The 25,546-nt window shown below is 54.3% G+C and carries 22 protein-coding genes and 1 pseudogene; 13 read left to right on the top strand and 10 right to left on the bottom strand.

The genetic code is table 11. The annotated features are described in order from the left end of the window. From WFO64_RS19675 to WFO64_RS19660, 4 genes are all read left to right on the top strand, one after another. Positions 1 to 1,004: TolC family protein (locus WFO64_RS19675; RefSeq protein WP_337013714.1), on the top strand; the 1,004-nt coding region annotated here is incomplete at its 5' end. Between the two features lie 25 nt (positions 1,005 to 1,029). After that, on the top strand, positions 1,030 to 2,289 hold the full coding sequence (locus WFO64_RS19670; RefSeq protein ID WP_337013713.1) for an HlyD family secretion protein: 1,260 nt from the start codon (positions 1,030 to 1,032) through the stop codon (positions 2,287 to 2,289). Positions 2,290 to 2,306: 17 nt separating this feature from the next. Beyond that, on the top strand, positions 2,307 to 4,490 hold the full coding sequence (locus WFO64_RS19665; RefSeq protein WP_337013712.1) for a peptidase domain-containing ABC transporter: 2,184 nt from the start codon (positions 2,307 to 2,309) through the stop codon (positions 4,488 to 4,490). Continuing rightward, positions 4,483 to 4,914 carry a DcrB-related protein gene (locus tag WFO64_RS19660; protein WP_337013711.1) on the top strand — a complete coding sequence of 144 codons (432 nt, stop codon included), beginning with the start codon at positions 4,483 to 4,485 and terminating at the stop codon, positions 4,912 to 4,914. Before WFO64_RS19665 ends, WFO64_RS19660 begins: the two co-directional genes overlap by 8 nt. Positions 4,915 to 5,000: 86 nt before the next feature. Here WFO64_RS19660 and WFO64_RS19655 read toward each other — a convergent pair whose 3' ends face one another. Together WFO64_RS19655 and WFO64_RS19650 are read right to left on the bottom strand one after the other, a co-directional pair. After that, positions 5,001 to 5,498 carry a FidL-like protein gene (locus WFO64_RS19655; protein ID WP_337013710.1) on the bottom strand — a complete coding sequence of 166 codons (498 nt, stop codon included), beginning with the start codon at positions 5,496 to 5,498 and terminating at the stop codon, positions 5,001 to 5,003. After that, positions 5,495 to 6,328 (bottom strand): winged helix-turn-helix domain-containing protein, encoded by an 834-nt coding sequence (locus WFO64_RS19650; protein ID WP_337013709.1) that lies wholly within the window; start codon positions 6,326 to 6,328, stop codon positions 5,495 to 5,497. Before WFO64_RS19650 ends, WFO64_RS19655 begins: the two co-directional genes overlap by 4 nt. A gap of 405 nt (positions 6,329 to 6,733) precedes the next feature. On the opposite strand from WFO64_RS19650, the gene WFO64_RS19645 reads away from it, so the two are divergent. Then, on the top strand, positions 6,734 to 7,015 hold the full coding sequence (locus WFO64_RS19645; protein ID WP_337013708.1) for a hypothetical protein: 282 nt from the start codon (positions 6,734 to 6,736) through the stop codon (positions 7,013 to 7,015). Positions 7,016 to 7,066: 51 nt separating this feature from the next. Here WFO64_RS19645 and WFO64_RS19640 read toward each other — a convergent pair whose 3' ends face one another. Both WFO64_RS19640 and WFO64_RS19635 read right to left on the bottom strand, forming a co-directional pair. Next, positions 7,067 to 7,312 (bottom strand): hypothetical protein, encoded by a 246-nt coding sequence (locus WFO64_RS19640; protein ID WP_337013707.1) that lies wholly within the window; start codon positions 7,310 to 7,312, stop codon positions 7,067 to 7,069. Between the two features lie 71 nt (positions 7,313 to 7,383). Next, a complete protein-coding gene (locus tag WFO64_RS19635) occupies positions 7,384 to 8,289 on the bottom strand; it encodes a LysR family transcriptional regulator (RefSeq protein WP_337013706.1) in 906 nt (301 codons plus the stop codon). A gap of 104 nt (positions 8,290 to 8,393) precedes the next feature. Between WFO64_RS19635 and budA the strand changes: the two genes are divergently transcribed. The 6 genes and pseudogenes from budA to WFO64_RS19605 all read left to right on the top strand — a co-directional run bounded on the left by budA (position 8,394) and on the right by WFO64_RS19605 (position 14,923). Beyond that, positions 8,394 to 9,176 (top strand): acetolactate decarboxylase, encoded by a 783-nt coding sequence (gene budA / locus WFO64_RS19630; RefSeq protein ID WP_337013705.1) that lies wholly within the window; start codon positions 8,394 to 8,396, stop codon positions 9,174 to 9,176. Positions 9,177 to 9,190: 14 nt separating this feature from the next. Continuing rightward, entirely contained in the window at positions 9,191 to 10,870 is a 1,680-nt protein-coding gene (gene alsS, locus WFO64_RS19625) for an acetolactate synthase AlsS (RefSeq protein ID WP_337013704.1), read from the top strand. A gap of 23 nt (positions 10,871 to 10,893) precedes the next feature. Further along, entirely contained in the window at positions 10,894 to 11,667 is a 774-nt protein-coding gene (locus WFO64_RS19620; RefSeq protein WP_337013720.1) for a (S)-acetoin forming diacetyl reductase, read from the top strand. Positions 11,668 to 12,506: 839 nt separating this feature from the next. Continuing rightward, positions 12,507 to 13,820: a CitMHS family transporter gene (locus WFO64_RS19615; protein ID WP_337013703.1), complete on the top strand. Its 1,314-nt coding sequence runs from the start codon at positions 12,507 to 12,509 to the stop codon at positions 13,818 to 13,820. Between the two features lie 194 nt (positions 13,821 to 14,014). Then, positions 14,015 to 14,644, top strand: a complete 630-nt coding sequence (locus tag WFO64_RS19610) for an MBL fold metallo-hydrolase (protein WP_337013702.1) — start codon at positions 14,015 to 14,017, stop codon at positions 14,642 to 14,644. 24 nt (positions 14,645 to 14,668) lie between these two features. Continuing rightward, positions 14,669 to 14,923: pseudogene (locus tag WFO64_RS19605) on the top strand (Txe/YoeB family addiction module toxin). Positions 14,924 to 14,977: 54 nt separating this feature from the next. Here WFO64_RS19605 and WFO64_RS19600 read toward each other — a convergent pair. Beyond that, positions 14,978 to 17,533: an excinuclease ABC subunit UvrA gene (locus WFO64_RS19600; protein ID WP_337013701.1), complete on the bottom strand. Its 2,556-nt coding sequence runs from the start codon at positions 17,531 to 17,533 to the stop codon at positions 14,978 to 14,980. Between WFO64_RS19600 and WFO64_RS19595 the strand changes: the two genes are divergently transcribed. Next, complete coding sequence (locus WFO64_RS19595; RefSeq protein ID WP_337013700.1) at positions 17,532 to 17,762, top strand: hypothetical protein; 231 nt, start codon at positions 17,532 to 17,534, stop codon at positions 17,760 to 17,762. The genes WFO64_RS19600 and WFO64_RS19595 overlap by 2 nt on opposite strands. A 48-nt stretch (positions 17,763 to 17,810) precedes the next feature. Here WFO64_RS19595 and WFO64_RS19590 read toward each other — a convergent pair whose 3' ends face one another. Next, entirely contained in the window at positions 17,811 to 19,268 is a 1,458-nt protein-coding gene (locus tag WFO64_RS19590; RefSeq protein WP_337013699.1) for a YsnF/AvaK domain-containing protein, read from the bottom strand. 283 nt (positions 19,269 to 19,551) lie between these two features. Beyond that, positions 19,552 to 20,121, bottom strand: coding sequence for a pyridoxamine 5'-phosphate oxidase family protein (locus WFO64_RS19585; protein ID WP_337013698.1), 570 nt, complete (start codon positions 20,119 to 20,121; stop codon positions 19,552 to 19,554). A gap of 254 nt (positions 20,122 to 20,375) precedes the next feature. Here WFO64_RS19585 and WFO64_RS19580 point away from each other — a divergent pair, with 254 nt between their 5' ends. Then, the gene (locus tag WFO64_RS19580) at positions 20,376 to 20,954 is read left to right on the top strand and encodes a GNAT family N-acetyltransferase (RefSeq protein ID WP_337013697.1); all 579 of its coding nucleotides are present in this window, start codon (positions 20,376 to 20,378) and stop codon (positions 20,952 to 20,954) included. A 61-nt stretch (positions 20,955 to 21,015) separates the two neighbouring features. Here the strand turns inward: WFO64_RS19580 and WFO64_RS19575 are convergent, their stop codons facing one another. From WFO64_RS19575 to WFO64_RS22620, 3 genes are all read right to left on the bottom strand, one after another. Next, entirely contained in the window at positions 21,016 to 23,145 is a 2,130-nt protein-coding gene (locus WFO64_RS19575; RefSeq protein WP_337013696.1) for a putative bifunctional diguanylate cyclase/phosphodiesterase, read from the bottom strand. A 423-nt stretch (positions 23,146 to 23,568) separates the two neighbouring features. Next, positions 23,569 to 23,808, bottom strand: a complete 240-nt coding sequence (locus WFO64_RS19570; protein ID WP_337013695.1) for a transcriptional regulator — start codon at positions 23,806 to 23,808, stop codon at positions 23,569 to 23,571. Positions 23,809 to 24,159: 351 nt separating this feature from the next. Then, complete coding sequence (locus WFO64_RS22620; RefSeq protein ID WP_442956168.1) at positions 24,160 to 24,870, bottom strand: methyl-accepting chemotaxis protein; 711 nt, start codon at positions 24,868 to 24,870, stop codon at positions 24,160 to 24,162. Between the last annotated feature and the right edge of the window lie 676 nt (positions 24,871 to 25,546).

Here is a 25,546-nt window from a genome sequence, read left to right as displayed (position 1 = left end):
GTAAAGGTGTTGCTATTGCCAATACTGCTGAGGCGCAGGCAAAACAGGCTGAAGAAAAATTATTAAACGCCCTCAGCAACGCCTATTTTACCGTGCTTTACCAGCAGGAAGTGTTGCAGGCAGCAAAAGCCGCCAGCCATAATTTTAAGCAACAACAGCAAAAACTTCAGACCGGATTAGCCAATGGTCAGAATACCCGCACGGAGCTGGATGAGGCAAAAGCTAATTACGCGCTGGCACAGGCTAAAGAAATAGAGGCGGGCAATCAGTTATTGCTGGCAGGCGAAGCATTTCGGCGTTTATCCGGTATCAGTCCTGACATCGTTGAACCAGTGAATTTCCAGTGTCTTAAAGCCTCACCCTATTCTTCACTGACCGATGCAATTAATGCCAGCCAGCAACGCAACACTGATATCAAGATTGCTCTGTTTCAGAATAATCAGGCAGACGCAGATGTCCTGGCGGCTGACGGCGCGCATATGCCGGTAGTTTCCCTCTATGCCCGATATGGCAAAAACTGGAGCCGTAACGACAACGACAACAATATCCTTTACGACGCAATCTTCGGGACGAACTCGAAGAGTAATAACCTGCAGTATGGCGTAAACGTTTCTGTTCCGCTGTTTGCCGGTGGCAGTCAGGTTTCACAATCTTTTGAAGCGGCTTACCGTCGTCAGGCGGCAAAATACTCCGCAATGGAAGCTCAGCGTAAAGCGGCAACCGAAACGCGTTCGGCCTGGCTTAGCCTGACCAATGGCAAAGCCTTACTCAGTGCTCAAAAGAACGCTGTTGACTCAGCACGTGAAAAAGTGATGTCGGTCCAGTATGGCCGTGAAATGGGCTTTCGCACCGTTAACGATGAACTGGATGCCCAGCAAAAATACTACACCGCGCTCAAAGACCAGGCCGAAGCTCGCTTAGGTTATCTCAACGCTTTAATTAACCTGGCGCAAAGCACCGGATCGTTATCACTCGACATGCTGAAATTTTTTCAGTGCCGATAATCCCTTAATCATGATGAACTTATAAATGGAACAATCACTCTTCCGCCAGGAGGCACTTGATGCCGCTAACCGGGGTAACCTGGGCATCGTAGCACTTTATTGTCCGCCCTATCGCTGGCTTGTTATTTCTGTGGTGATTTTTATTACTGCCGTTACGACCCTCTTTTTCATTTTTGGCAGCTACACAAAATATGAATCCTCTACCGGCGAACTGCTGCCTGAAAATGGCATGTTGATCGTTCCTCCTCCCGTGAGCGCAACAGTCGTGGATATCCCGGTTAAAGAAGGACAGCTTGTCAAAAAAGACGATGTTCTTATGGTGTTGTCATCGGAAGTTTCAACACAAATGGGACAGACGCGCCAGGTCATCGCCGAGAATCTGGTGGGTCAACGGGAACGACTTCAGCAGGATCTTCAGACGCTGGCCAGATTACATGACGTCGAAATGAAAGGGTTAACCGACACCATCGCCAGCCTGATACTCCAGCAGGAGCAGTTGAAACTACAGCTGACACATCGTCGCAAACAGGTGGCATTAGCGAAACGACAGCTGGATAAACTGAATGCCATGCATCAGGAGGGGTACGCCTCAAATCGTCAACTGGAAGAGCAGGAATCTAATCTGCTCGACAGTCAGGCACGCTATCAGGAGTACCAGCGTCAGCTGCTGGATACATCGCAAAAAATTGTCCAGGCAGAGCAGCAACTTCATGAAAAGCCACTGGATGATGAGAAAAAACGCAACGACATCGAACGGCAACTGGCTGATAACCGTCAGTCAATGGCAGAGAATGAAGCGCGCAGATCCTTTGAGCTGCGTGCGCCAAAGAGCGGTTATGTCGGCATGATCATGGTTAAAAATGGTCAGATGCTGAACGCGGGCCAGTCGGCAGTAGCGATTCTGCCCAACAATTCCGATCTGGTTGCCCGCATCATGGTGAACACGCAATCCATTGGCTTTATCCAGCCAGGTCAGCGTGTTGTGCTGCGCTACAAAGCCTTCCCATACCAAAAGTTTGGTCAGCAATATGGCAAAGTGATCGAGGTCTCACGAACCGCCCTCTCTCCTCAGGAAGTCTCTACCTTAACCGGAAAAAACAATGTTCAGGAGCAGCAGTATCGGGTGCTGGTCTCTCTGGAAAAACAAACCATTGCTGCTTATTCGCAGGATGAAAAACTGAAGCCAGGTATGGCGCTGGATGCCGACTTTATTGTCGACAAACGTCGTCTCTATGAATGGGTACTGGAGCCGATTTTCGCGCTGGGACACAAAATTTCTCTCTGATTTAGAAGGTCTGTTCTGTGTTGTTATTAGAGAAACTCAATTTTAAATGGTTTAACCGCTTGCCGATGATTCGTCAGTCACAGTCAGCGGAGTGCGGGCTGGCTTGTCTTGGCATGGTGGCTAATTATCACGGTCACGAGATCGACATGATCACGTTACGTCGCCAGTTCGCTACATCACTTAAAGGCGCGACACTGGCTGATGTCATCGCTATAGCGCAACAGCTCAGTATGACTTCACGCGCACTGCGTGTGGAAATGGAAGAGCTGTCCAAACTTCGCATGCCCTGCATTTTGCACTGGGAACTGAACCACTTTGTGGTTTTAAAGAAAGTACACGGCAATAAGATCACCCTTCACGATCCCGCGCGCGGAATTCGAGAACTGACATTTAAAGAGGCGTCGACAGCTTTCACCGGTGTCGCGCTGGAACTGGTTCCTTCTTCCACCTTCGAAATGAAAGAAGAAAAAGAAAGCATTTCCATGATGAAGCTGGTGGGCAGTGTAACCGGCGTAAAGTCTGCCTTTGCTCAGGTGCTCATCCTTTCGATTGCACTGGAGTTGTTCGGTGTCCTGACCCCCTTCTTCATGCAATGGGTTATGGATATGGTGCTGGTCTCTGCTGATTACTCCCTGCTGTCGTTGCTCGGTGTGGGCTTTATCATGATCGCGCTGTTTCAGACCCTCATCACAGCCCTGCGTTCATGGGTAATGAGCTGGTTTTCCAGCCAGCTCAGTGTGCAGTGGACCATAAACGTCTGCCACCATATGTTAAAGCTGCCGCTGGAATGGTTCGAATCACGCCATGTAGGTGACATTCTCTCTCGTTATGGTTCGCTTAATACCATTCAGAGCACGCTGACTTCCCGTTTCATCAGCACCGTGCTGGACGGGGTAATGTCAATCGTCACAGTAGTGATGCTTTTCATCTATAACGCAAAGTTGGCCTGGCTGGTCATTGGTCTTTTTGTCGCCTATGCACTACTGCGTTTCATGGCCTACGATCCGGTTCGCCGCGCTAATGAAGAGCAGATCATCAGCTCGGCCCGTACCCAGTCTTCTCTGCTTGAGACGCTGCGCGGTATCCAGGCGGTGAAAACCAATAACAAGCAGGTTCCTCGCCTCTCGGCCTACATGAACTTTCTGGTGGACACCACTAATAAAGGCATTGTGATACAGAAGCTCAATATCCTGTTTGGTTCGGCTCAGGGATTGCTAACTTCAGTGGGTCGGGTGGTACTGGTCTGGCTGGCTGCACTGCAGGTACTGGATGGCAACTTCTCTGCCGGGATGCTGACCGCCTTTATCAGTTTTTCCGATCAGTTTATGAGTCGTGGTGCCGGCTTAATTAACGCCATCATCGATTTCCGTATGCTGCGCATGCATGGTGAACGTCTGGCCGATATTGTACTGTCTGACACTGAAGCCAGTTCTGAGGCCAATGCAGGTCTGGTGAGTAAAGCAAGCGACCAGGAGCCAGAAACACCGCAGGATATCAAACTGATCGAGACCCGTTTCCGCTATGCGCCGACTGAGCCCTGGGTTATCGATGGTGCGAATCTGGAGATAAAAGCGGGTGAGAGCCTCGCAATTGTTGGGCCATCCGGCCAGGGAAAAACCACTATGGCCAAAATCATTCTTGGCCTGTTGCACCCGGAAGGCGGCACGATCACTGTAGGGGGTATGGACATCACCCAGACCGGACTCGAACGCCATCGTAATCGCATCGGCTGCGTAATGCAGGACGATATTCTCTTTTCAGGCTCAATCAGCGAGAACATCAGCTTCTTCGATAACGAGCCTGATCACGCCAAAATAACCCGCGTGGCCCGCCTGGCGCAGATTCATGGCGATATCATGAAAATGCCGATGAATTATCAAAGCCTGGTCGGTGATATGGGATCGTTTTTATCGGGTGGTCAACTGCAACGTATTCTGCTGGCGCGCGCCTTGTATCGCGAACCGCAAATTCTGGTACTGGACGAGGCAACCAGTCATCTTGATATTTACAACGAAGCACAGATCAACAACGCCATTAAGTATATGAAGATAACCCGAATCATCATTGCACACCGTCCGGAAACTATCCGAAGTGCCGACAAAATCGTCCTGTTAAATAACGGAACGCTCAGCGAAGTTACGGCAGAGCAGTTATTTGGCCAGACAGCCACCCACATAGACACGGAGATTACCCATGGATAAGACGACTTGCCGCTTCACTGAAGGCATGATTACTTTGCCGCAAGGTTACTGTGAGCGAACACTGAATACGCTGACAGATATGCGCTCAACTCTGCCGCCAATTACCCTCTCTCGTGATAAGCTAGGCGATCATAATAATCCGGAAGAGTATATTCTTAGCCAACTCGCTATTCTGCAAAAGCAAATGAAAGACTGGCAACAGGAAGTCCATCAGCCAGTGGTTCTGGGTAATAACCTGACTACCGGTATTATGATTACTTATGATTTCCTGCGACCAGATAATCTTCGTCTTTACCAGAAACAGGCGATATTCACGCTTAATATGGAAGATCTCTTGATTTTCTCTCTGTCTAAAGCGGCACCCATCACCTCCGCAGATATTCAGCTTTTTTCAGATATCCTAAAAAGTTTCCGTACCCTGTAAGACCCACTCTGTCTTCAGTGCGCAATAAAGCATACCGGAAGCGCATTTGCGCTTCCGGTTTACATTTTAGCTATACGTCGCTCAGTTTAGTAACGCTGACAGGTGAAAAGATAAGAGAGCGGCCCGCCGATCAGATATGTATTTTTATCGACCTGATTAACATCCAGCTGCAGATAACCAGGATCGAGCGTAATCTCAGTCAGCAGCAGATTAAACACGTCATCCGGCGTCGAATCGTTTGTTGAGGTAATAATTGTTCTTATTTTATAGCGATAAGTGTCACTATCTATTTTATTTCCTGCGCTCAGCGCAATGCGTCGATTAAGCGTTGTAACCTTATCACCATAAGTAACCTGCCCATTTAGTAGCAGATAGCCTGAGTGAGGATCAATAAAACGTAGATCCTGGGAAACATCAAACTCAATTTTTTTATCATCATGACGGCTAAGATCGTAGCGGCTGAAAGCCGAGCAGCGGAAAGGCAGATCGTTAGTCTGTGGCTTGAAATAGTTAATTCCTGCGAAAAATGCCAGCAGTAGCACAGCCAGTGTTATCGTCAGCATGAGAGTGGTATAACGTTTCAAAACCTTCTCCAGTCAAGATAATAGAAGTTGTCGCAGGAAACGATATGTCCATTGCTGTTTAGGTTACATGCGGAAATAATAGTTCGGCCGTAACCAGTGGTTGTGAATGAAGTATTCTTATCGAAATAGATGCGTCGTCCCGGCACACAGGATTGATTATTCTCTTTAAGAATTTCAAGAATTTGCTTATCCAGTGACTTTTGCTCAACAACATCCAGTCCCTGAACAATCACCGCCTCGCAGCCGCCTTGCAGTTTAATGGTACTCGTAGAGGGATTCTTATCAGCAGACTCATCGGCAGTGAAATACCAGAAAGCGCTTCCCAAAAACATCAGCATGATAATGCCGACTATGGCTTGACTGAAGTGGAGGACAGATTTTTTGAGAACCTTCTCCACCCTGGCAGGGTCGGGGCGTATAGCCTGGCTATCCTGGCCGGCAACACGACTCTTCGCAGGCTCTCCCCCGTTCTGAACCTCTGTCACATCCAAAGCCGGGTTGGATTCGCGTTCAATTTTGACTTCAGTATTCAGTCGTATGCCAATTTTCGGAATGGTGATAATCAGATTATCACAGCCATAAGCCGCGAGCGCCCTGCGCAGCATACTCAGATACTGATTCAGATTACTGTTTGATCCGCGCAGGCCATACTTATCCCAGACTTCTGTCAGCAAGGTTTCGCGCGCCAGTATTTCTCCCTGGGAATTCAGTAACTGCTCAAACAGCCGACCAGATGAAATACTCAAACTCAGGGTTTCCTGGGTAGGAATATGACTCAGCGTACAATCAGCTGAATTGTAGGTGACCTGGTCATCGATAATGTAAATCATTAAGAAATCACTGAATTTGCGTTTATTTCAGACATTATAATTCAGCTTATTTAAAGAAGCACTAAAGTGACCCAAATCAGTCAACTCACACAGGTGAGGTTAAGTTGACATCAAAATGGCGCATTCAGACCGACATTCGACGCTTTTTTAACCCTTTTAACGCCTTCTAACCGGCCGTAAACGAACACTCCACAGAGAGAATGCCGGCTTTATCGGCTCACATTGGCGCTCATCAGCCAAGACATTATCTGCCCCGACTTTACCCGGTTGCCAACAGTGCGGATTGAGGGTGGTTTGCCTTGTCTATCCGTCGCAAACCATGACGGTAGTGCTAACCATCCCCTTTAGGCTGCTGATGGCGCTTCGTTTTGCCCGGTCGCTGTCGGCGTAATTCAGCCAGGTCAGGTGATCAGCACCCAACAAAACGTGATGACGCTGGCGGCAGGTGATGCACGCTTTGCAGTGTTTGACCTGACAACACCTGAACTGCTGCGACCTGACGACCGGACACCACTGAAGGTCAGCAGCTCTCCTGCATCCCCCCTCGGCATAATCGCCATCGCCCCATCAGGTTTCTGGGGGCCGGTGGCGCTGGCGATTATTGTCGGCCTGGTCAGCGATAGACTGGTGACACTGGCGGTGCTGCCCGGCGCATTAAGTTTGTTGATGCAGCACAGTTTACGCTAAAACAACGCCCGGCGAATCCAGCGCGAAGAGCCGCTGGGTCGCCAGAAGCGATCAATTCATCACCTCGACCAGAATCAGTGGGCACTTTCTGACTTTGCAGGCCTGACTGTAGGCCAGCGAACAGACCGAACAGAGGTCGCGCACATCAGACTGGTACTCGTACTCCATGAAATAGCGGAACTGGCTGCCTGCCGAATCTGTTCTCCAGAATCGCTGCGGCTCCAGAATTTCATCCAGTTGCCTGAATGTCAGGGCTGACGGGTTATGAAACCCGACTCTTACGCGGTATGTTGTCATGCACCGATTATTGGCATACCGGTCGCGGGCCGCCAGTTGGTAATTGTTTTCAGTTCAATAGCTGGCGCTTATCAATCCGCTTCGCCTGGTGCCGCAGGCTGTTCCGCCAGCAGCGCCAGCAGATGCAGCACCGCTTTTGACGGGTGAAGCCGACGCCAGGCAAAAGCAACGTCGGTAAACAACGTGTTGTTTTCGATATCACAAAAGCTCACTTCGGGGTTATCGACACAGCGCATCGACTCCGGCACCAGCGCAATCCCACAGCCCGCCGCGACCATGCCCAGCGACGTGCTGATTTGGGGAGCCTGCTGGAAGGTATGGCGCGAAAAGCCGGCCCGCAGACAGGCAGTAACAATCAACTCATACAGGCTCGGCGAAACGTCGCGTGGAAAGATCACCAGGGTTTCGCCCGCCAGCGCGGATAACGCCACGGTGGGTGTGCCGCTGAGAGGATGACAGCGCGGCAGCGCAATCAGCATCTTTTCGGTGGAGATGACGCGCATATTAAATGCCTTACTGCTTTCGCATGGCAGGCGGATAAAAGCAGCATCCAGTAATCCCTCCTGCAAATCCTGCATCAGCAACGCCATGTTCTCTTCGCGCGTCAGCAGCTCCATCGCCGGATAACGTTCGCTAAACTGGCGGATCAGCGTAAAGATGCGCGGGTTAAACGCCACCGAGCTGGCAAATCCCAGCGACAGCTGGCCGCTGATCCCGCGAGCAATGCCACGCGCGTTCTCCAACGCCTGGTCGGCCAGTTGCACAATCTGCAACGCATCCGTCAGAAAGGCTTCACCCGCTTCCGTGAGCTCAACCCCGCGCGTCAGCCGCTTGAGTAAGGGTGTGCCAATCTCCTGCTCCAGCCGCAATATCTGCTGACTCAGTGGCGGCTGCGATATCCCCAGCATTTCGGCGGCACGGGTGAAGTGAAGCGTCTCGGCAACGGCAACAAAATAACGCAGATGGCGCAATTCCATATCAAAAACGTCTCAAAGTTAACAGGTTTAGCTATTGGACTCAGCGATTGAATCGGTTCAACATTAGTTTAACACGGCTTAACGGTTAACCTATGAGGCATCAAATGAGCAATTGTGTAACTGATTGTTCCTGCGAGGATCAACTAAAACATACTGTCCTAACACTTTCTCAAGATGCACCAGAAAGTGTTATCTATCAGACCTCTTTAATGAGTGCGCTGCTAAGCGGCGTCTATGATGGCAATGTGCGTATTGCCGACCTGTTGCGTAAAGGCGATTTTGGCCTGGGCACCTTTAATCGGCTGGATGGCGAGATGATCGCATTTGACAGCCAGGTCTATCAACTGCACTCAGATGGCAGCGCGCATCCGGCAGATCCGGTTCAGAAAACGCCTTTTGCGGTGATGACCTTTTTCAAACCGCAGCATCTTTATGAATTTGACCGGCCAATGTCGCGAGAGGCGATCCATCAGGTGATCGACAGCGAAATAACCTCCGACAACCAATTCTGCGCGTTGCGCATCAGTGGTCGCTTCAGCCGCGTCGAAACCCGCACCGTACCGTGCCAGTGCCGTCCCTATCGCTCAATGCCGGAGGTGCTGGGCGATCAGCCAACCTTTACTTTCAGCCAGCGCGCGGGGGAACTGATTGGGTTCCGCACGCCGCAGTATATGCAGGGCATCAACGTTGCTGGCTATCACGAACATTTCATTACCGACGACCGCGAAGGCGGCGGCCATATCCTCGACTATGCGCTGGAACAGGGCACCCTGACCTTTGGTGCCATCAGCAAGCTGATCGTGGATCTACCACAGGACAGCGACTTTCTCAATGCCGACCTGAACCCCGCCAACCTTGACGCCGCGATTCGTGCGGTAGAAAGCTAATCAGAGGAATAACGATGAAAACTCCAACCGATACTACGCTCTGGACCTGTGGCGCTGACCTGGTGGTGGCGCAACTTGAGGCGCAGGGCGTCCGCCAGGTCTTTGGTATTCCTGGCGCAAAGATCGATAAGGTCTTTGACTCCCTGCTGGATTCATCTATCCAGACCATCCCGGTTCGCCACGAAGCCAACGCCGCATTTATGGCGGCCGCAGTGGGCCGTCTCACCGGCAATGCGGGCGTAGCGCTGGTCACTTCCGGGCCAGGCTGCTCCAACCTGATTACCGGCATGGCCACTGCCACCAGCGAAGGCGACCCGGTGGTAGCGATCGGCGGCCAGGTGAAGCGCTCCGACAGCGCTAAGCAGGTTCATCAGAGCATGGACACGGTTTCAATGTTTCGCCCAATCACCAAATATGCGGTTGAGGTGACCGATCCCTCTGCACTCTCTGAATGCCTGTCAAATGCGTTTCGCCACGCTGAGCATGGCCGGGGCGGGGGTGCCTTTATCAGCCTGCCACAGGATATCGTGGACCAGCCAGTGACAGGAAAGGCCCTGAGCAGTAGAGGCCGCCCTGTGCTGGGTGCAGCGCCCGATGCGATGATCGACACCGTCAGCCAGGCCATCGCCAGGGCTAAAAATCCGGTTATTCTGCTGGGATTAATGGCGAGCCAGACGGAGAACAGCGAAGCGATTCATGAGTTGCTGACCCGCAGTCACATTCCGGTAACCAGCACTTATCAGGCAGCGGGGGCGGTCAGACAGGACCACTTCTCACGTTTCGCCGGGCGTGTCGGGCTGTTTAGCAACCAGGCGGGTGACCGGCTGCTGCAACAGGCAGACCTGATCATCACCATCGGCTACAGCCCGGTGGAATATGAACCGGCAATGTGGAACAGCGGCAACGCCACCCTGATTCATATCGACGTGATACCCGCTGAGACCGACAACCGCTATCTGCCTGACGCAGAACTGGTGGGCGATATCGCTGCCACAGTGCGTAAACTGGCAGCGCGCATTACGGCTCCGCTGCAGTTGACGTCAGAAGCCGCCACTATTCTTGAAGATCGCCAGCAGCAGCGAAAATTACTGGCGATGCAGGGTGCCAGTCTCAACCAGTTTGCCCTGCATCCGCTGCGCATTGTGCGTGCTATGCAGGACATCATTAACAGCGACGTCAGCCTCACCGTCGATATGGGTAGTTTTCACATCTGGATCGCCCGTTATCTCTACAGCTTCCGCGCCCGCCAGATCATGATCTCCAACGGTCAGCAGACCATGGGTGTGGCGCTGCCGTGGGCGATTGGGGCCTGGCTGGTCGATCCGCAGCGCAAAGTGGTGTCGGTATCGGGCGATGGCGGCTTCCTGCAATCCAGCATGGAGCTGGAAACTGCCGTGCGGCTAAAAGCCAATATTCTGCACATCATCTGGGTCGATAACGCCTACAACATGGTAGCGATGCAGGAAGAGAAAAAATATCACCGCGTCTCGGGCGTCAATTTTGGCCCGGTCGATTTCAAAGCCTACGCCGAAGCGTTCGGGGCAGCGGGCTTTGCGGTGACCAGCGCGGCCGAACTGGAGCCGACGCTGCGTAAAGCGATGGATGTTCAGGGACCTGCGGTCGTGGCTGTGCCGGTTGACTATGCTGACAACCCGCTGCTGATGGGTCAGCTGCATCTGAGCCAGCTTCTTTAATTTCACGTAAAAAGGAAATCATGATGAAAAACAGAGTGGCATTTGTGACCGGCGCAGGCCAGGGCATTGGTGAAGCGATCGCCCTGCGTCTGGCGAAAGATGGGCTGGCCGTTGCGGTGGCCGACTTCAATCAGGAGACCGCCCGCCAGGTCGCAGAGAAGATCAATCAACAGGGCGGAAAAGCGATTGCGTTGAAAGTTGATGTCTCGCAACGCGATCAGGTTCTGGCCGCCGTGGAAGAGGCGCGTCGCACACTGGGTGGTTTTGACGTTATCGTCAATAACGCCGGTATTGCGCCCTCCACGCCGATTGCTGAGATCACCGAAGCGGTGGTCGATAAGGTCTACAACGTCAACGTCAAAGGGGTGATCTGGGGCATGCAGGCCGCGATCAAAGCGTTTGCTGCAGAAGGTCACGGCGGCAAAATCATCAATGCCTGCTCGCAGGCGGGTCACGTCGGTAATCCGGAGCTGGCGGTTTACAGCTCCAGCAAGTTTGCGGTGCGCGGCCTGACCCAGACCGCCGCACGCGATCTGGCACCTGCCGGTATCACAGTTAACGCCTTTTGCCCCGGCATTGTCAGAACGCCAATGTGGGAAGAGATCGATCGCCAGGTCTCTGAAGCAGCCGGAAAGCCCGCCGGTTACGGCACCCAGGAATTTGCAAAACGCATTACGCTGGGACGTCTTTCCGAACCGGAAGATGTGGCAGCCTGCGTCGCCTACCTCGCCAGCCCCGATTCCGATTACATGACTGGCCAGTCATTGCTGATTGACGGCGGCATGGTGTTTAACTGATCTCTCTTCGCCTGCTGCGCCCGTGCGCAGCAGGCCCCTTCCTTTCTGGCTGAACCGATAATCTGACCGGGGAAGCTGCCGGAATCCAACAGGGTCTCTGCAACGCCGCCCAATGAGCGTGCCCATCTGGACGTGAACACCCGCGCAGATGAGGGTCAGCCGTTACACTCCGATAGCATTCCCGCCAGGCCCTCGGCTACCAAAACGCCGGGGGCTGCACACCATCAAGCGGATGACAGGGGCGATGTCTCTATATGAAGGCGCCCGATAGCGTGCTGGAGGAGATCAGCGGTTATCAGTCGATCGCTGGCGCAAAGATCAACCGTGACGAATCCAACCGCAATGTGTCATTGCAACAGCGCGTTGATACCGCAGCCGCATACAGAATGCAGAGTACGTTGAAGACGCCAGCCCGATTATTCAGCAGGGACAGGCTGCCGTCAGCAAGATGGCAAATAAGATTCCTGAGCTGATTATCCAGCTGTTAAATAGCACACGCGTTTAACCGGCTGAGCAACCTGCCTTAGCCGCTTCCCTTCTTAGCACGGCACCTGCGCAATGCCTCTGATGAAGGCCATTGCGAGTCCGACATGGCCGGTTCCCCTTATGCGCCGATTGATCTTAGTCACACAATCTCATTTAAGAACCGTTTAAAGATGATCGCGATCACCCTTCCTTGTTAAAGAAATGCTAAATCCTGATAACAATTTAATATCATCCTTCTGTTCAGGGTTAATTAAAACAACAGGTTAATCGTTACCACGCTAACTAATTACCTGAAATTTTCGGGTTTTATGTAACCGTTTCATTACTTTTACGCCATTGCGAGGGCTGTTATTTTGCTGACGATACTGGGTTTTTCCATGGTTGTTTGCTTCATGACTCTCATCATGACCAAACGTATGTCAGCCTTGATTGCGCTGATTCTGATACCAACCCTGTTTGCGCTGATTGGCGGTTTTTACCAGGGCCTGGGCACTATGATGCTGGATGGCGTCAAAACGCTGGCCCCTACCGGCGTGATGCTGACCTTCTCCATTCTCTATTTCGGTCTGATGATCGATGCCGGACTGTTTGACCCGCTGGTGCGCTTTATTCTCCGGCTGGTGCGCGGAGATCCTCTCAAAGTGCTGGTCGGCACGGCGGTGCTGACCCTGCTGGTCTCACTGGATGGTGACAGCTCTACCACTTACATGATCGCCATTGCTGCGTTCCTGCCGCTCTATCACCGGCTGGGTATGAACGTACTGATGATGACGTGTCTGGTTAATCTCGCCAGCGGCATCATGAACCTCTCACCCTGGGGTGGCCCGACCGCCCGCGCCGCAGCGGCACTGCGCATTGACGCCCTCGACATCTTTATTCCCATGCTCCCCGCCATGCTGCTGGCCTGCGTCAGCCTGGTGGCGATGGCACTACTGTTTGGCCTGCGTGAGCGTAAGCGATTAGGTGTGATGACCATGAAAGATCACCACATCGACAACATTGAGCTGGGTCTGGGCGATGCTGAGGAGTGTGCGGCTAATCGCCGTCCGAAGAGGTTCTGGCCTAATTTCATTCTGACCACCGTGCTGCTGGTGCTGCTGGTGATTGGTTTACTGCCAATCCAGATCCTGTTTATGCTGGCCTTTGCGATTGCGGTAATGCTCAACTATCCGACCCTGGAGGAGCAGAAAGCACGCATTAGCTCCCATGCCGGTAACGTGCTGGCGGTAACGTCGCTGATTTTTGCCGCCGGTATTTTCACCGGTATCCTCTCCGGTACTGGCATGGTTGATGCAATGGCGAAGAGCCTGCTGGCGGTGATCCCGCACAGCTTCGGGCCTTACCTGGCGGTATTTACCGCGCTGGTCAGCCTGCCATTCACCTTTTTTATGTCGAATGATGCGTTTTACTTCGGCATTCTGCCGGTTATCGCTCAGACGGCGGCCAGCTACGGCATTACCGCTGAAGAGATTGCCCGCGCTTCCATCGTCGGTCAGCCATTCCACCTGCTGAGTCCGCTGGTGCCGTCAGTCTACCTGCTGGTGGGTCTGGCAAAGGTCGACATCGGCGACCACCAGCGTTTTGCCATCAAGTGGGGTATTCTGGTTAGTCTGGTATTGATGGCGGGCGGTCTGCTGACCGGTGCTTTCCCGCTGTTCCACCGTTAATCTTCGGCTTTCGGGTGGATAACCGTGAATTTTGCCCGGTTATCCGCTTCACCGCTCCGCCTGTTGTTCAAACCCTCACTACACTCCATAGCCATGCTGACATGCTGTGCGCCGGACAGGCCGTTGCCTCTCAGAAATTTTGCTGTTGACCCTATGGAGGCCCGACGAAAATTCACCACCTTAACTGTGGCTGTATGTGCTCGCTGGGCGGCGCGTTCTGTGATGGATTCAGTAAGGGCCTGAAGGCGCATCTGGTTTGTCACTGTCTGCTGATTGAAACGGACCGCGACGGTCTGGTGCTGGTGGATACCGGCTTTGGTCGCCAGGATACTCATGCGCCCGGTAGTCGTCTGTCCGGCTTTTTCCGCGCCTTAAACAACATTCAGAACCGGAACGATCTCACCGCGTTGTCACAGATTAAAGCGCTGGGTTTCCGGGCTGAGGATGTGCGACAAATTATTCTGATGCCTCTCGATTTTGATCACGCTGGCGGATTGACCGATTTTCCACAGGCACGCCTCCATCTGTTGCAGCAGAAGGTAGATCCCCCCAGCGTCATAGCTGGCTGTCACGTAAGCGCTACCGCCCCGGACAATGGGGCGGAATCAGCAACTGAGAGACCAGGCAGCCGCGGGGAGAGAGGTCGTTTGGTTTTGAGGCGGTTAATCGCCTGCGTGACCTGCCGCCGTAGAGTCTGCTGGTGCCGCTGTCGGGCCATACGCCTGGTCACGCCGGTACTACGATTCAGCAGCCCGATGGCTGGCTGCTGCACGGCGGCGATGCCTGGGTTCTACCGTGGCGAAATGCGACAGTCAACGCGGTAATGGCACTGACAGGGATATTATCGAGTGAAACGGACCTGGTCTGCAGAAGCCTGGGAAGATTATCTCTACTGGCAGGATACGGATAAAAAAACCGTCAAAACGATCAACGCGCTGCTTAAAGATGCCAGCAGGACGCCGATTGAAGGCAAGGGAAAACCAGAGCCGTTAAAGCCTCATCTTGCAGGTTTCTGATCACGCAGAATGACGGCAGAACGTCGGCTGCTTTATGCCGTCAGTGGAGGCGTTTTATTAATCGCATCCTGCCGATATCATTATTGACGGGCTCAGGAGCGTGCCCTGGGCCCTTATCGTGCACACGTTTCAGCGGCGTCGTCATCCACCGCAATCCAATGACTCTGGATCGCCCGCCCGCTTTTTCAGTTGCGCCGCAAGCCAGGGTGCAGTCAGACTTTCTGCGGCAGTGCTGACCGCTTCCGGTGAACCGGATGAGACAATCCTTCCTCCCTTAAGCCCCGAACCGGGACCAAGATCAATTACCCAGTCCGCCTCAGCCACAATACGCATAGTGTGTTCCGCCATGATAACGGTATGGCCGCGCTTCACCAGTTCATCCAGTACAATCAGCAGCTTGTCCATGTCAGATGGGTGCAAGCCTGTCGAGGGTTCATCAAGCAAATAGAGCGTGGGCGTACGCTGGACGCGCTGCAGTTCCCAGGCGAGCTTGATTCGCTGGCACTCTCCGCCGGACAGCTCAGTGGCGGGCTGACCTAGCGTCAGGTATCCCAACCCCAGCGATGTCAAAGCCTTCAGCGAACGCTGGATCCCATCATACCCGTGAAAAACCTTGGTGGCGTCGTCTACGGTCAGAGCCAGCACATTCGCTATCGTCAGATTGTTCCATGTCACTTCCAGCGTTTCGGCGTTATAACGGCTACCCGCGCAGACGGAGCAGGTTGCAGTGGCGCTGGGCATAAAGAGCAACTCAATGGAAATCTGTCCCTGTCCTTCACACGCAGGACAGCGTCCGGCTGGCAGATTAAAGGAAAACCGGCTGGCGTTGAAGCCCCTGGCTTTCGCCGCGTGGGTGTCTGCGAACAGCTGGCGGATGATATCGAAAAATCCGGTGTAAGTGGCCAGATTAGAGCGTGGCGTTCGCCCGATAGGACGCTGATCGATTCTGACCAGTCGGCCGATAGCGTCACGTCCGCTAATAATCTCCCCCTTCACATCAGGCACCAGATCCTCTTCTTCACCCTCCTCAAGGTCAGGCGTTTTGTCAGAATGTCCGAGCATTTCAGGGAGCACGCAATTCAGCAGCGTCGATTTACCGGAGCCGGAAACACCGGTGACTGCCGTCATTCTCGCCAGTGGAATGGCGATATCCAGGTCGGCAATATTGTTGCAACTGACCCGCTCAAGCCTGAGCCAATCCTCCGCGGGTCGGCGCTGGCGCAGCCCGGTATAGCTCCGGGAGAAGAGATAGCCTGAAGTAGGTGATGCACTGATCTCCGCAAGTCCTGCGGGTTCGCCGTTATAGACGATCTCACCGCCATGCGTTCCCGGGCCGGGTCCGACTTCGATCAGCCAGTCCGCTTCGGCGATGAGGTCAATATTATGTTCGACGACCACCAGAGAATTACCTGCACGCACCAGGCTCTTCAGGGACGCGAGCAGCGCGTTGACATCATCGGGATGCAGGCCGGCAGAAGGCTCATCCAGCACGTAAAGCACGCCAAACAGCCGTGATATCAGCTGGGTGGCCAGACGTACGCGCTGCAGCTCGCCGGATGAGAGCATAGTGGTGCGGCGTCCCGGTGCCAGATGTCCCAGACCCAGCGTTTCCAGCTGCTGAAGCCGCATACTAATGTCAGAAGCCATCCGGATGACCGCCTCCCGCAGCGCCGCCTCAGCTGGCAGGTCCGATGATGAACCGTCTGCATAAGGGGTCAATAGTCCGGCAAGCTCGGAGACCGACAGTTCACTCAGGCTGGCAATGTCATGGCCTGCAAAGGTCACCGACAACGCATCCCGGTTTAGCCTTTTACCATGGCACTCAGTGCAGGGAGAGACCGTTACAAAGCGCGCCAGCCGTTTCTTCGTGGTCTCGCTGCCACCGGAATAGCTCTGCAAGACGATTTTGGCTGCACTGGTGTAGGTGCCGGTATAAGCGGGTTCTTCGCCAGCCGCCAGCGCTTTTTCACGCTGCTCAGCGGTCAGACCGACAAAAATCGGCACCGATGGCTGTTCGTCAGTCAGCAGTATCCACTGCTTATCACGGACAGAGAGTGTCTGCCAGGGCGCATCGACATCGTAGCCGAGCACCTCAAGGATGCTTCGCAAATTCTTGTTATGCCAGCCTCTGGGCCATGACGCTATCGCCCCCTGCCGTATGCTGAGTGAATCATCCGGCACCATCGCCTCGGTTCTGACGGTGTGAATCCTCCCCAGTCCCTGGCAATGCGGACAGGCACCTTCAGGATTGTTCGGCGAGAAAAAATCGGCGGTCATAAAAGGCACACCGTCAGGTCTTGCACCCCCACGTGAAAACAGCAGGCGCAGCGTGACGGAAATACGGGTGAGGCTGCCTACCGTTGAACGCTCCTGCGCACCCGTCCGGCTCTGCTGAAGTGCCACCGCAGGTGGAAGTCCATCAATGTTATCCACATCCGGCGCAGCGGCCTGATCGATCAGACGACGGGCGTGTGGCGAAACCGACTCAATAAACCGGCGCTGGGCTTCTGCATAGAGGGTATCAAAGGCGAGAGACGATTTACCGGATCCTGAAACCCCGGTGAACACCACCATGGCATTTCGGGGAAACCGCAGCGAAACATCCTTGAGATTATGCGTTCGTGCACCCTGTACCGCGACAAAAGGGTCAATGTGCTCATCCGCGCGATAACGATCGGTGTTGCGTTGTTCTGTCATGATTTCCCTGCTTGATAATGCACGGCAGCTTGACAATCGCCTGCCGCTAATGACTGAAAAACTGCAGATACTCACCCGGCGTTCGGGCTATCCGGCCCGTTTTAAGATAAAAACACCAGCAAGGGTAGTCAGGGATCTCAGTCTGCACAACGCAAGGGTTATTCATTGCGGCCAGGCGGAACAGACGGATAACATCATCACAGGATTTGCAGAGACGGTATTAACATAAAAAACCCGTCAGAGACGGGTGTTCAGGCATCACAGGCTGCAGCCAACGTTACGGCTTTTTAAACTTGTCCTCGACCTTCTCTTTCGCTTCCGCGATTTTATCCCCGGCCTTCTCCACAAAACTCTCTTTATGCTCAGTCTCACTGGCTGGCATTACCGGACGAGGGTCTTGATCAGCGCGGGCCTGACGCGTGCTTTCAAGCAGCGGATCGGTCGCGGTGCTATGACCGGTCACCGGATCTGCACTGAGATGATCTGCGCTGGCATGGTCAATATCCACTTCCTGACGGCGTACCGAATCATTAATGGTTTCAACCCGATCGCTTGACTCTTTGCGCAGCACCACTTCTTCAATGATCTGCGCGGTCTTATTCACCACAGGCTGTTCATGTGACTCTTCGACTTCAACCGTTTTTTCAGACCAGTCAACACTATTGGGTGAGCCCGTTTCACTGACCGGACGACGGAAGATTTCGGCGTGCTGCTCATGCAGCGAGACATTTTCTGATACCTGATCGGTGACAGTGTAGCGGCGGACACGGGTAGACCCTTCGCTGACCAGACGTTTACCGACCTCCAGTCGCTCTTCGGCCAGACGCAACACATCCTCATCACTTTCGTCACCGGTCAGGGCGGTACGGGCAGCGCCGCGATCGGTATGGAGCGGATTGAGTGCTGCGTTATCCTGAAGCGTTCCACTGGCGGGCGCAGTCAGGCCATCTCCGGTAGAGTATTCGCCCGGTACGGCAGCACTGCGCTCAGTCAGTTCTTCATGCGCATCAAGAATACCCAGCGCGCGCGGTAACTCATCTTCATCGGCCCGCAGTGACAAAACCACCCCGCCGGTACGCATCGCGTCTTCATAGACTTCAGCCTGATCTTCTTCCAGCGTATTACCAAACAGGTGTTGCCAGAAGCCTGGGTGACGGGCCTCGTGACCTTCGGTACGCAGGCGGTCACCAGAGATGATATCAATATCATCATCCAGGAACCCGGCCTTGATCAGATTACGCTTGGCACCCTCTGCCAGTGAGATATTGCTGAACATTGTTACGATAGTTTCACGCGCCATATTGTGTTCCTCGATGATGGATTCGGACGGCTCTGTATGCGGTGCTCGGGTCTGGTGAGCGTGCTGCTTGCGCAGGGAGACAACCTGTTCTGTCGCCACCTCGCTGACAACCTTGCGGATATGCCACTCCTCTTTCAGCACCAGATGACGAACAATCTCGACTTCCTCTTCAACGATCGGAATGATCAGGACGCCATTTTCTTCCCGAATCTCCGGCATCTCAGCCAGCCGCTCCGATTTAAGGATGCGTTCAATTGCCGCCGTCTGGTGCCGGAGCATAAGGGCAATCGTCTGCTGATGCTCAGTAACCTGTCGTGTCACCCTGACATGACCATCGATGACCCGCTGTTTCGAGACCTCAATGGTTTCCTCCGCCAGGCCTATTACCTGGTCCCGCCCCTCTGACCCTGGTTTTTCAGGAGGTTGATTATTCATGGTTAACCTGCATGTCATACAGAGTGATTATTTGTACTTTTCCTGACCTTGAGCATAAGTCACTGCTTTTGGGTTAATTAGAGCCTGGCACAAAGAATGACAAAAGAAAGGAAAAAAGCAGAAATACGACGCTATATGAGGATAACGTGACGCTAAAATAGGTAAGCGATGCGGCAGATAAAGAATTGCAAGCGCAGCGCGAAACAGTGAAATCTCTTTTATCGCGGGCGGGGCAGGATTAATCAGAGGTTAACCTGGCCTGAAGTGAATCAGGCGCACCGGATCAGGGGTTGAGCCACTCGCTTCCCTGCAACCCGCCATTGACGGAATAGCGGAACAGGGCGCGCTCATTTTCGCCTCGCTGAAGCTGATAGGCGTCCAGCACAGTGACCTGCAGAATTACCACGCCAAAACGGGATTCTCCCGCTTCCGCTGACGCCGCGCCAGCCGTCTCATTCGCTGTTGCCCGCGCTTCACCCGGTGGTCCGCCAACGTAAGTCTGCCGCGTGTGTTGCGGTAACTCACGCCAGGCTGCCCAGGCAATATCACTTCCCGCTGCGTAACACTTAACCCGTCCGGCCAGCCGCAGCTGCAGACGACGCTGAGGGTCATAGCCCAGCACAGTGACCTGCGGATTCACTGCCATCTCCTGCCATTTCGGGCTGCGAACATCGGTATGAAATGTCAGCATCCGACCCGCGTCTTCACATCGACGCAGCACCACCGTGCGCGCCTGAGGTCGCTGCGCACCATCGACGGTACAGAGCGCCAGATAGCGTAAGTCGGACTGCGGATCCGTTGCAGCTTCCTCCAGCGCCGTCCAGGCTGCTGCTTCAAACGTTTTCAAGTCCATTGGGGATCACTCTCATCAGGGTCAATGTTCAGCCATCTGGCTAAAAGCGTAGCAACGATGTGCGCAGATGACGTGCAAGTACAGCGAATTGTGGCAAGCGGGACCAAAAGGTCACCGCACGAGACGGGAAAGTTGAGATAGCATCAGGGTTGCTGCAGCCTTCGCAGAGTGGCGAAAGTGCGTCCCGACTGTCAGCGACTCTGTGCTATTTTTGCGCTATAAACTTACAAATCCAATATGCAGGGAGTGGCACTATGCCCATTAAAGAGCCAGCTAAAGTGCCAGCTGAAAGAGCGCTGGAAGTCACCTCGCTGCGCCTGACTTACCGGCCGCTGCGCCAGGAAGACTGGCCCTTCTATCTTGCGGTCAGTCAGGATAGATCGGTGATGAGGTATATCAGCGATCCGCGCAGCATTGAAGAGATCAGAACTTGCTCATTTGATGTTCGCCTGCCCGCCTGGTACAAGGGCTGCAAGCACTGGCTGTGTCTGGTGATCGAGGAAAAAGCATCCGGTTTTCCGGCAGGCTTCTGCGGGTTTATCGACCGCGGAGAGGGTATTGCGGAGTTTGGTTTTATTCTGGCCGCAGATGCGCAGGGCAAAGGTTACGGCAGCGAGTCGCTGCATGCCATTATCGCCTGCTGCTTTGAACAGCAGGATTACCGCAAAGTCACCGCTACGGTGACGGCAGGCAATGCGGCCTCACGCCGGACCCTGATCTCTGCGGGCTTTGTTCAGGAAGGGAGGCTGCGGCAGAATTTCTTTCTCGGCGGCCACTGGCAGGATGACTGGGTCTTCGGCTTGCTGAAACAGGAATACCGGCCCGTTTCCTGACCCTGACCGAACGATCAGGCGTCGATCTGCTCCTCTTCGCCTGCGGCCACTGTCAGTTCGATCAGCGTGGTGTGACGTCGTAACCGCTGGCGACTGCGGGCGGAGAGTGCTCTTCCCCGCACAGCATCGCCTCAAATTCCGCCGGCGTCAGTGGCCGACACAGACCATTGCCCTGCATAATGTCGCAGCCTGCGGTGGTGACAAAGGCGATTTGCTCGTTGTCTTCCACCCCTTCTGCGGCCACCCGTATCCCCAGGCTTTTGCCGAGCGCGGTAATGGCTCGGAACATCATACGCACCCGCATGCTGGAATGCAGTTCATGCGTCAGCGACTTATCGATTTTAAAGCCCGCCACAAAGCTATAGCGCAGCAGGTTAATGGCCCCCAGTGTGCGCCCGTAATGATCGATAATGAATGAAGCGCCGGTTCGACGGATCGCTTCAACCTGAGCCGGCATATCCTGCACCAGCACAGCCAGTAGCGGCTCGTCCACTTCCAGCTCAACAAAACCGGCATCGCCTCCGGCGCTTTCACGTATTACCGTTTCCAGGCTGTTCCCCGCCAGCTGCCGCGGAAACAGGTTAATGCTGACGCGAAGCTGAGGAGCGCGCACCTGCCACTGCCGGACCTGAGCCAGGGCGCTGCGGATGATCCATTCCCCCAGCGTCACAGAAAGCGGACTTTTAACCAGTATGCCGATAAATTCGGCAGGCAACAGCAGCCCGCGCGTCGGATGCTGCCAGCGCACCAGCGTCTCGCAGCCAGTAAGCTTTCCGCTTTTAATGTCGTAGCGCGGCTGATAATAGAGGGTGAACTGCTGCTGCCGCACCGCCGTTTCCAGTTCACGCTCAAAGCGACGGCGCTGCTGCTCCGCCTCACGAAAGGCGGGCATAAACAGGATACTGCAGCCTTTCCCTGAGGCTTTGGCGCGGTAGAGCGCCAGGTCAGCGGCGGACATCACGGAAGAGGGATCCCGTCCGTGCTCCGGGTAGGAGGCGATGCCGGTGCTGGCGCCAACGACCACCGGTGAGTCGTGATAGCGGAACGGCGTCTGCACTGCCGCAATCAACTTTTCCGCCGTTATCGCCGCCTCTGCACTGCCGCCCGCTAACAGGATCACAAACTCATCCCCACCCAGACGTGCAGCCGTCACGGCACCTGCGCACACTGCGCGAATCTGCTCGGCAACGTGACACAGCAGCGCATCGCCTGCAGCATGTCCCAGTGTATCGTTGACCTCTTTAAAGCCATCGAGATCGGTCATCAATAATGTATAAGGCACGCCTGCTTTGGTCAGCTGTCCGACCTGCTCCATAAACGCGCTGCGACTGGCGAGGCGCGTCAACATATCAAGAGAAGCCAGCTCACAGAGCCGCGCCTCACTCTCAAAACGAGCCGTGACATCGCGGATGATCATTCCCACCAGCCGCTCACCTTCTTCGCGCCAGCCCGAAAAAGAGACTTCTGCCGGGAATTCGCGGCCGTCACGTGTCAAACCCCATATCTGTAAAGAGCGTGGATGCGAGATAGCCGCTTCGTCAGAAGTTATCCGGGCCAGTTCATTACGGTAGTCAGTCTGGCAGCGCGCCGGAATCAGCTCACTGACGTACTGGCCGCTCATCTCCTGAGCGCTGTAACCAAACAACGCGGTGGCCGCGGGGTTCCAGAAGGTTATGCCGCGCTGCAAGTCGGTACAGACAATGGCATCAGGTGAGGTCGATGAGATTGCCTGAAGCCGCTGCTGACTGGTGTAGCGCAATAACTCCAGACGGTGCATCTCCATGCGATCCATGACCAGTGCAGCAATATCCGTCAGATGCTGTCGATCCTCCGCTGTCAGTGGCTTTCGAGGATGGGTGTCGGTCAGGCAGACCGTCCCAATGTGATGGCCATCCGGTGTCGAAAGTGGAATGCCCGCATAAAAGCGAATAAAGGGGTAGCCGTGAACCAGCGGACTGTCACGAAATCGCGGATCTTCCAGAGTATCGGGAACACAGAGTATCTCGCCCCGCGCCAGCGTATGGTGGCAGAAAGCGACGTTACGCGCCGTACCGGTAATACTTAAACCGTAACGGGAGGCGAAGAACTGCCGTTTCTCGTCGATAAGCGATACAAACGCAACCGGCACCTGAAACAGTCTTGCAGCAAGCGTGGTGAGACGATCCAGCGCATCGGTCGGCGGTGAATCCATCAGATGATACTGCTTAAGTGCGTTGAGGCGAACCGCCTCGGCATCATGATAAACTGGACGTTTCAGCGTAACTCCCCTCTGATGTTATCTACTGTGGCCGGCATGACACAGCATAAAGAGGACACGTTCAATCAGACAGGACGCGCAGAATTTGCTGCCGACCCGCTGCCGGAAGAAAGGCCCATCAGTGAACTCTGCAGCAATAGGTTGCCGCGCTGAGCCCGATAAAGCTGGCACTGCAGACAAAGAAGCGCCAGTTAACACATTATGCCCGGCAGACAGGATGCGGCGGATCAGCGGCTTATAGCGGACCGCCCAGGATAATCTGGCCAGGACATATCAGACAAGCGGTTATTACGCTTCGTTTAGCTTACTCTATCGGCCTGAGGTAACTTAACTTCAGGAAAATAGCGGCAGAAGGTCTTACTTTTTCATCTTCGGTACCAGTTCATAATACGGATGCTCTCCGGCCAGCAGCATCAGTAGTTCATATTCTCCCTGACTGAGCAGCGCAGGATTTTTTGACGCCTCTTTGGTCTGCCAGACGCGCTGGCTAAGGTCGAAACGTTCTGCTGCAATTTCCTGAGAAAGACCGGCAGCAAGGCGCAGTTCACGGACGTTGCGCTGGACGGCGACAGGCCGCTTTAAAATCTGATTTTCCATATGAAAGGCTCCGCATACGGTGGCCGCGATAAGAGAAACGCCTGCAGCCAAAACATAAATTTGAGTTAAGTTTACATGTCTGGCGCTTCGACATAGTCAGCAAAGCGTAATGCGCCAGTAAAATCCCGGCAATTAACCTGAATTATATTTAAATCGCTGCCTGGATAATGAGCGTACTGATAAAGAACGTCATCGCCAGTCTGGATGGTGACACGGGCCGGAAGAGGATCAACGTTAATCACTGCCTCAATAGAGGACCGTTTCATTCATCTTTTAAAAAAAGCGTGAACATTAACCGCTATTCCATCTCGTACAGCCATCATCTGCAAATCGAGAAACTATCCTGGCAGGTTATGCCTGACCGAAAGTAACCCAGCCGCCAGGTTGTTCAGTGGGTGAGACACGTTTATTCGCCACAGTGACCGCATGCTGCGGCAGGGTGAAGCGTGTAATTACGCTGCCCAGCGTTTTGGTCTGTCCGCTGAGACTGCCCGCCGTTGCCGCTACCTGCTGAACCAGCGTCGCATTCTGCTGCGTAACGCGGTCAAGTTCAGCAACGGCGACCGTGACCTGGGCGATACCTTTGCTCTGCTCATCCGAGGCCAACGCAATCTGTCCAATGAGTTCGTTTACGCCGCCGACGCCGCGCAGCACAGCTTCCATAGTCGTTCCCGCGCTCTCCGCCGCCCGCCGGCCATCGTCAACGCGTGCCACGGTCTCTGCAATCAGCTCTTCGATCTCTTTAGAAGCAGCAGCACTTCGCTGAGCCAGCGAACGTACCTCACTGGCGACCACCGCGAAGCCGCGCCCCTGCTCACCCGCGCGGGCCGCCTCTACGGCGGCATTTAACGCCAGAATGTTGGTCTGAAATGCGATGCTATTAATCGTGGCGGTGAACTGCCGGATTTTTTCTGACCCCTGAGCGATACTGGTGATGGCTGCTGCCACCGTCTGAACCAGTTCTACGCCCTGCTGAGTGGTATCGGTGGTCGTAGCGGCGAGTTCACGCGCCTCACGGGCATTCTGTGCATTGTGCCGCACGGTAACAGTGATCTCCTCCATGCTGGCTGCGGTCTGCTCCAGTGCAGCGGCCTGCGTGGATGTCCGGTCAGAGAGATCGGCATTACCCGCTGCGATGTCGCCAGCTTCACGATGAAGAATGGCTGCGTTTTCACGAATAGCGCTGACCGTCTGTAACAGACTGTGCTGCATCTCTTTAACCAGTGGTACCAGTTGCCCGACACAATTGCGCCCCAGCTCTTCCGGCTCGCGCGTCAGATCACCATCGGCAATAATTTTTAAATGACTGCGAATTTTACCGACAGGTCGCACCAGGTGGACAACCAGATAGCGGTCGCAAAACAGCAGCAATGCCACTGCCGTCAGCAGTGATGCCACCAATATAGCCTCAAGCCGATGGCGGTCCGCCTTCAGGGGTGCCCGATGTTGTGCCAGCTGCTGCGTCACCTTAATCAGCTGCGCGCGGGCGGCCGAGGCATATTCTGAGGGCGTTGTTGTGAGTGCTACGCGGAAGTTATCCCAACCAGCATCGGCCGGGGTTAAGGCGACGAGGGCCTTTTTATCGGCTGCTGTGCCGTTCTGCATGACAATCGCGCTATGAGCCAGAAAACTCAGCTGCTGCGTCAGATCGGCTGAGCGATCGGTTTGACGAAAGATGTCGCGCACCACCTGGCTGCTGTAGCCACCAGCCAGCGCGACCACGCCCAGCGAGACGATC

Origin of the sequence: Pantoea sp. AS142 (assembly GCF_037152305.1) — a bacterium.
In the GTDB taxonomy this organism is placed as follows: domain Bacteria; phylum Pseudomonadota; class Gammaproteobacteria; order Enterobacterales; family Enterobacteriaceae; genus Pantoea.
The sequence above is the reverse complement of the archived record's forward strand: the minus strand, read 5'-3'. Positions and strand labels throughout refer to the sequence as shown.

Coding starts and splice junctions, on each gene's coding strand:
- WFO64_RS19670 (WP_337013713.1), top strand. CDS start 1,030: ATGGAACAATCACTCTTCCGCCAGGAGGCACTTGATGCCGCTAACCGG.
- WFO64_RS19650 (WP_337013709.1), bottom strand. CDS start 6,328: ATGATTTACATTATCGATGACCAGGTCACCTACAATTCAGCTGATTGT.
- WFO64_RS19570 (WP_337013695.1), bottom strand. CDS start 23,808: ATGGAAAATCAGATTTTAAAGCGGCCTGTCGCCGTCCAGCGCAACGTC.
- WFO64_RS19590 (WP_337013699.1), bottom strand. CDS start 19,268: ATGAATAATCAACCTCCTGAAAAACCAGGGTCAGAGGGGCGGGACCAG.
- WFO64_RS22620 (WP_442956168.1), bottom strand. CDS start 24,870: ATGGAGGAGATCACTGTTACCGTGCGGCACAATGCACAGAATGCCCGT.
- WFO64_RS19635 (WP_337013706.1), bottom strand. CDS start 8,289: ATGGAATTGCGCCATCTGCGTTATTTTGTTGCCGTTGCCGAGACGCTT.
- alsS (WP_337013704.1), top strand. CDS start 9,191: ATGAAAACTCCAACCGATACTACGCTCTGGACCTGTGGCGCTGACCTG.
- WFO64_RS19610 (WP_337013702.1), top strand. CDS start 14,015: ATGTGCTCGCTGGGCGGCGCGTTCTGTGATGGATTCAGTAAGGGCCTG.
- budA (WP_337013705.1), top strand. CDS start 8,394: ATGAGCAATTGTGTAACTGATTGTTCCTGCGAGGATCAACTAAAACAT.
- WFO64_RS19640 (WP_337013707.1), bottom strand. CDS start 7,312: ATGACAACATACCGCGTAAGAGTCGGGTTTCATAACCCGTCAGCCCTG.
- WFO64_RS19585 (WP_337013698.1), bottom strand. CDS start 20,121: ATGGACTTGAAAACGTTTGAAGCAGCAGCCTGGACGGCGCTGGAGGAA.
- WFO64_RS19580 (WP_337013697.1), top strand. CDS start 20,376: ATGCCCATTAAAGAGCCAGCTAAAGTGCCAGCTGAAAGAGCGCTGGAA.
- WFO64_RS19600 (WP_337013701.1), bottom strand. CDS start 17,533: ATGACAGAACAACGCAACACCGATCGTTATCGCGCGGATGAGCACATT.
- WFO64_RS19575 (WP_337013696.1), bottom strand. CDS start 23,145: ATGGATTCACCGCCGACCGATGCGCTGGATCGTCTCACCACGCTTGCT.
- WFO64_RS19595 (WP_337013700.1), top strand. CDS start 17,532: ATGATTTCCCTGCTTGATAATGCACGGCAGCTTGACAATCGCCTGCCG.
- WFO64_RS19620 (WP_337013720.1), top strand. CDS start 10,894: ATGAAAAACAGAGTGGCATTTGTGACCGGCGCAGGCCAGGGCATTGGT.
- WFO64_RS19660 (WP_337013711.1), top strand. CDS start 4,483: ATGGATAAGACGACTTGCCGCTTCACTGAAGGCATGATTACTTTGCCG.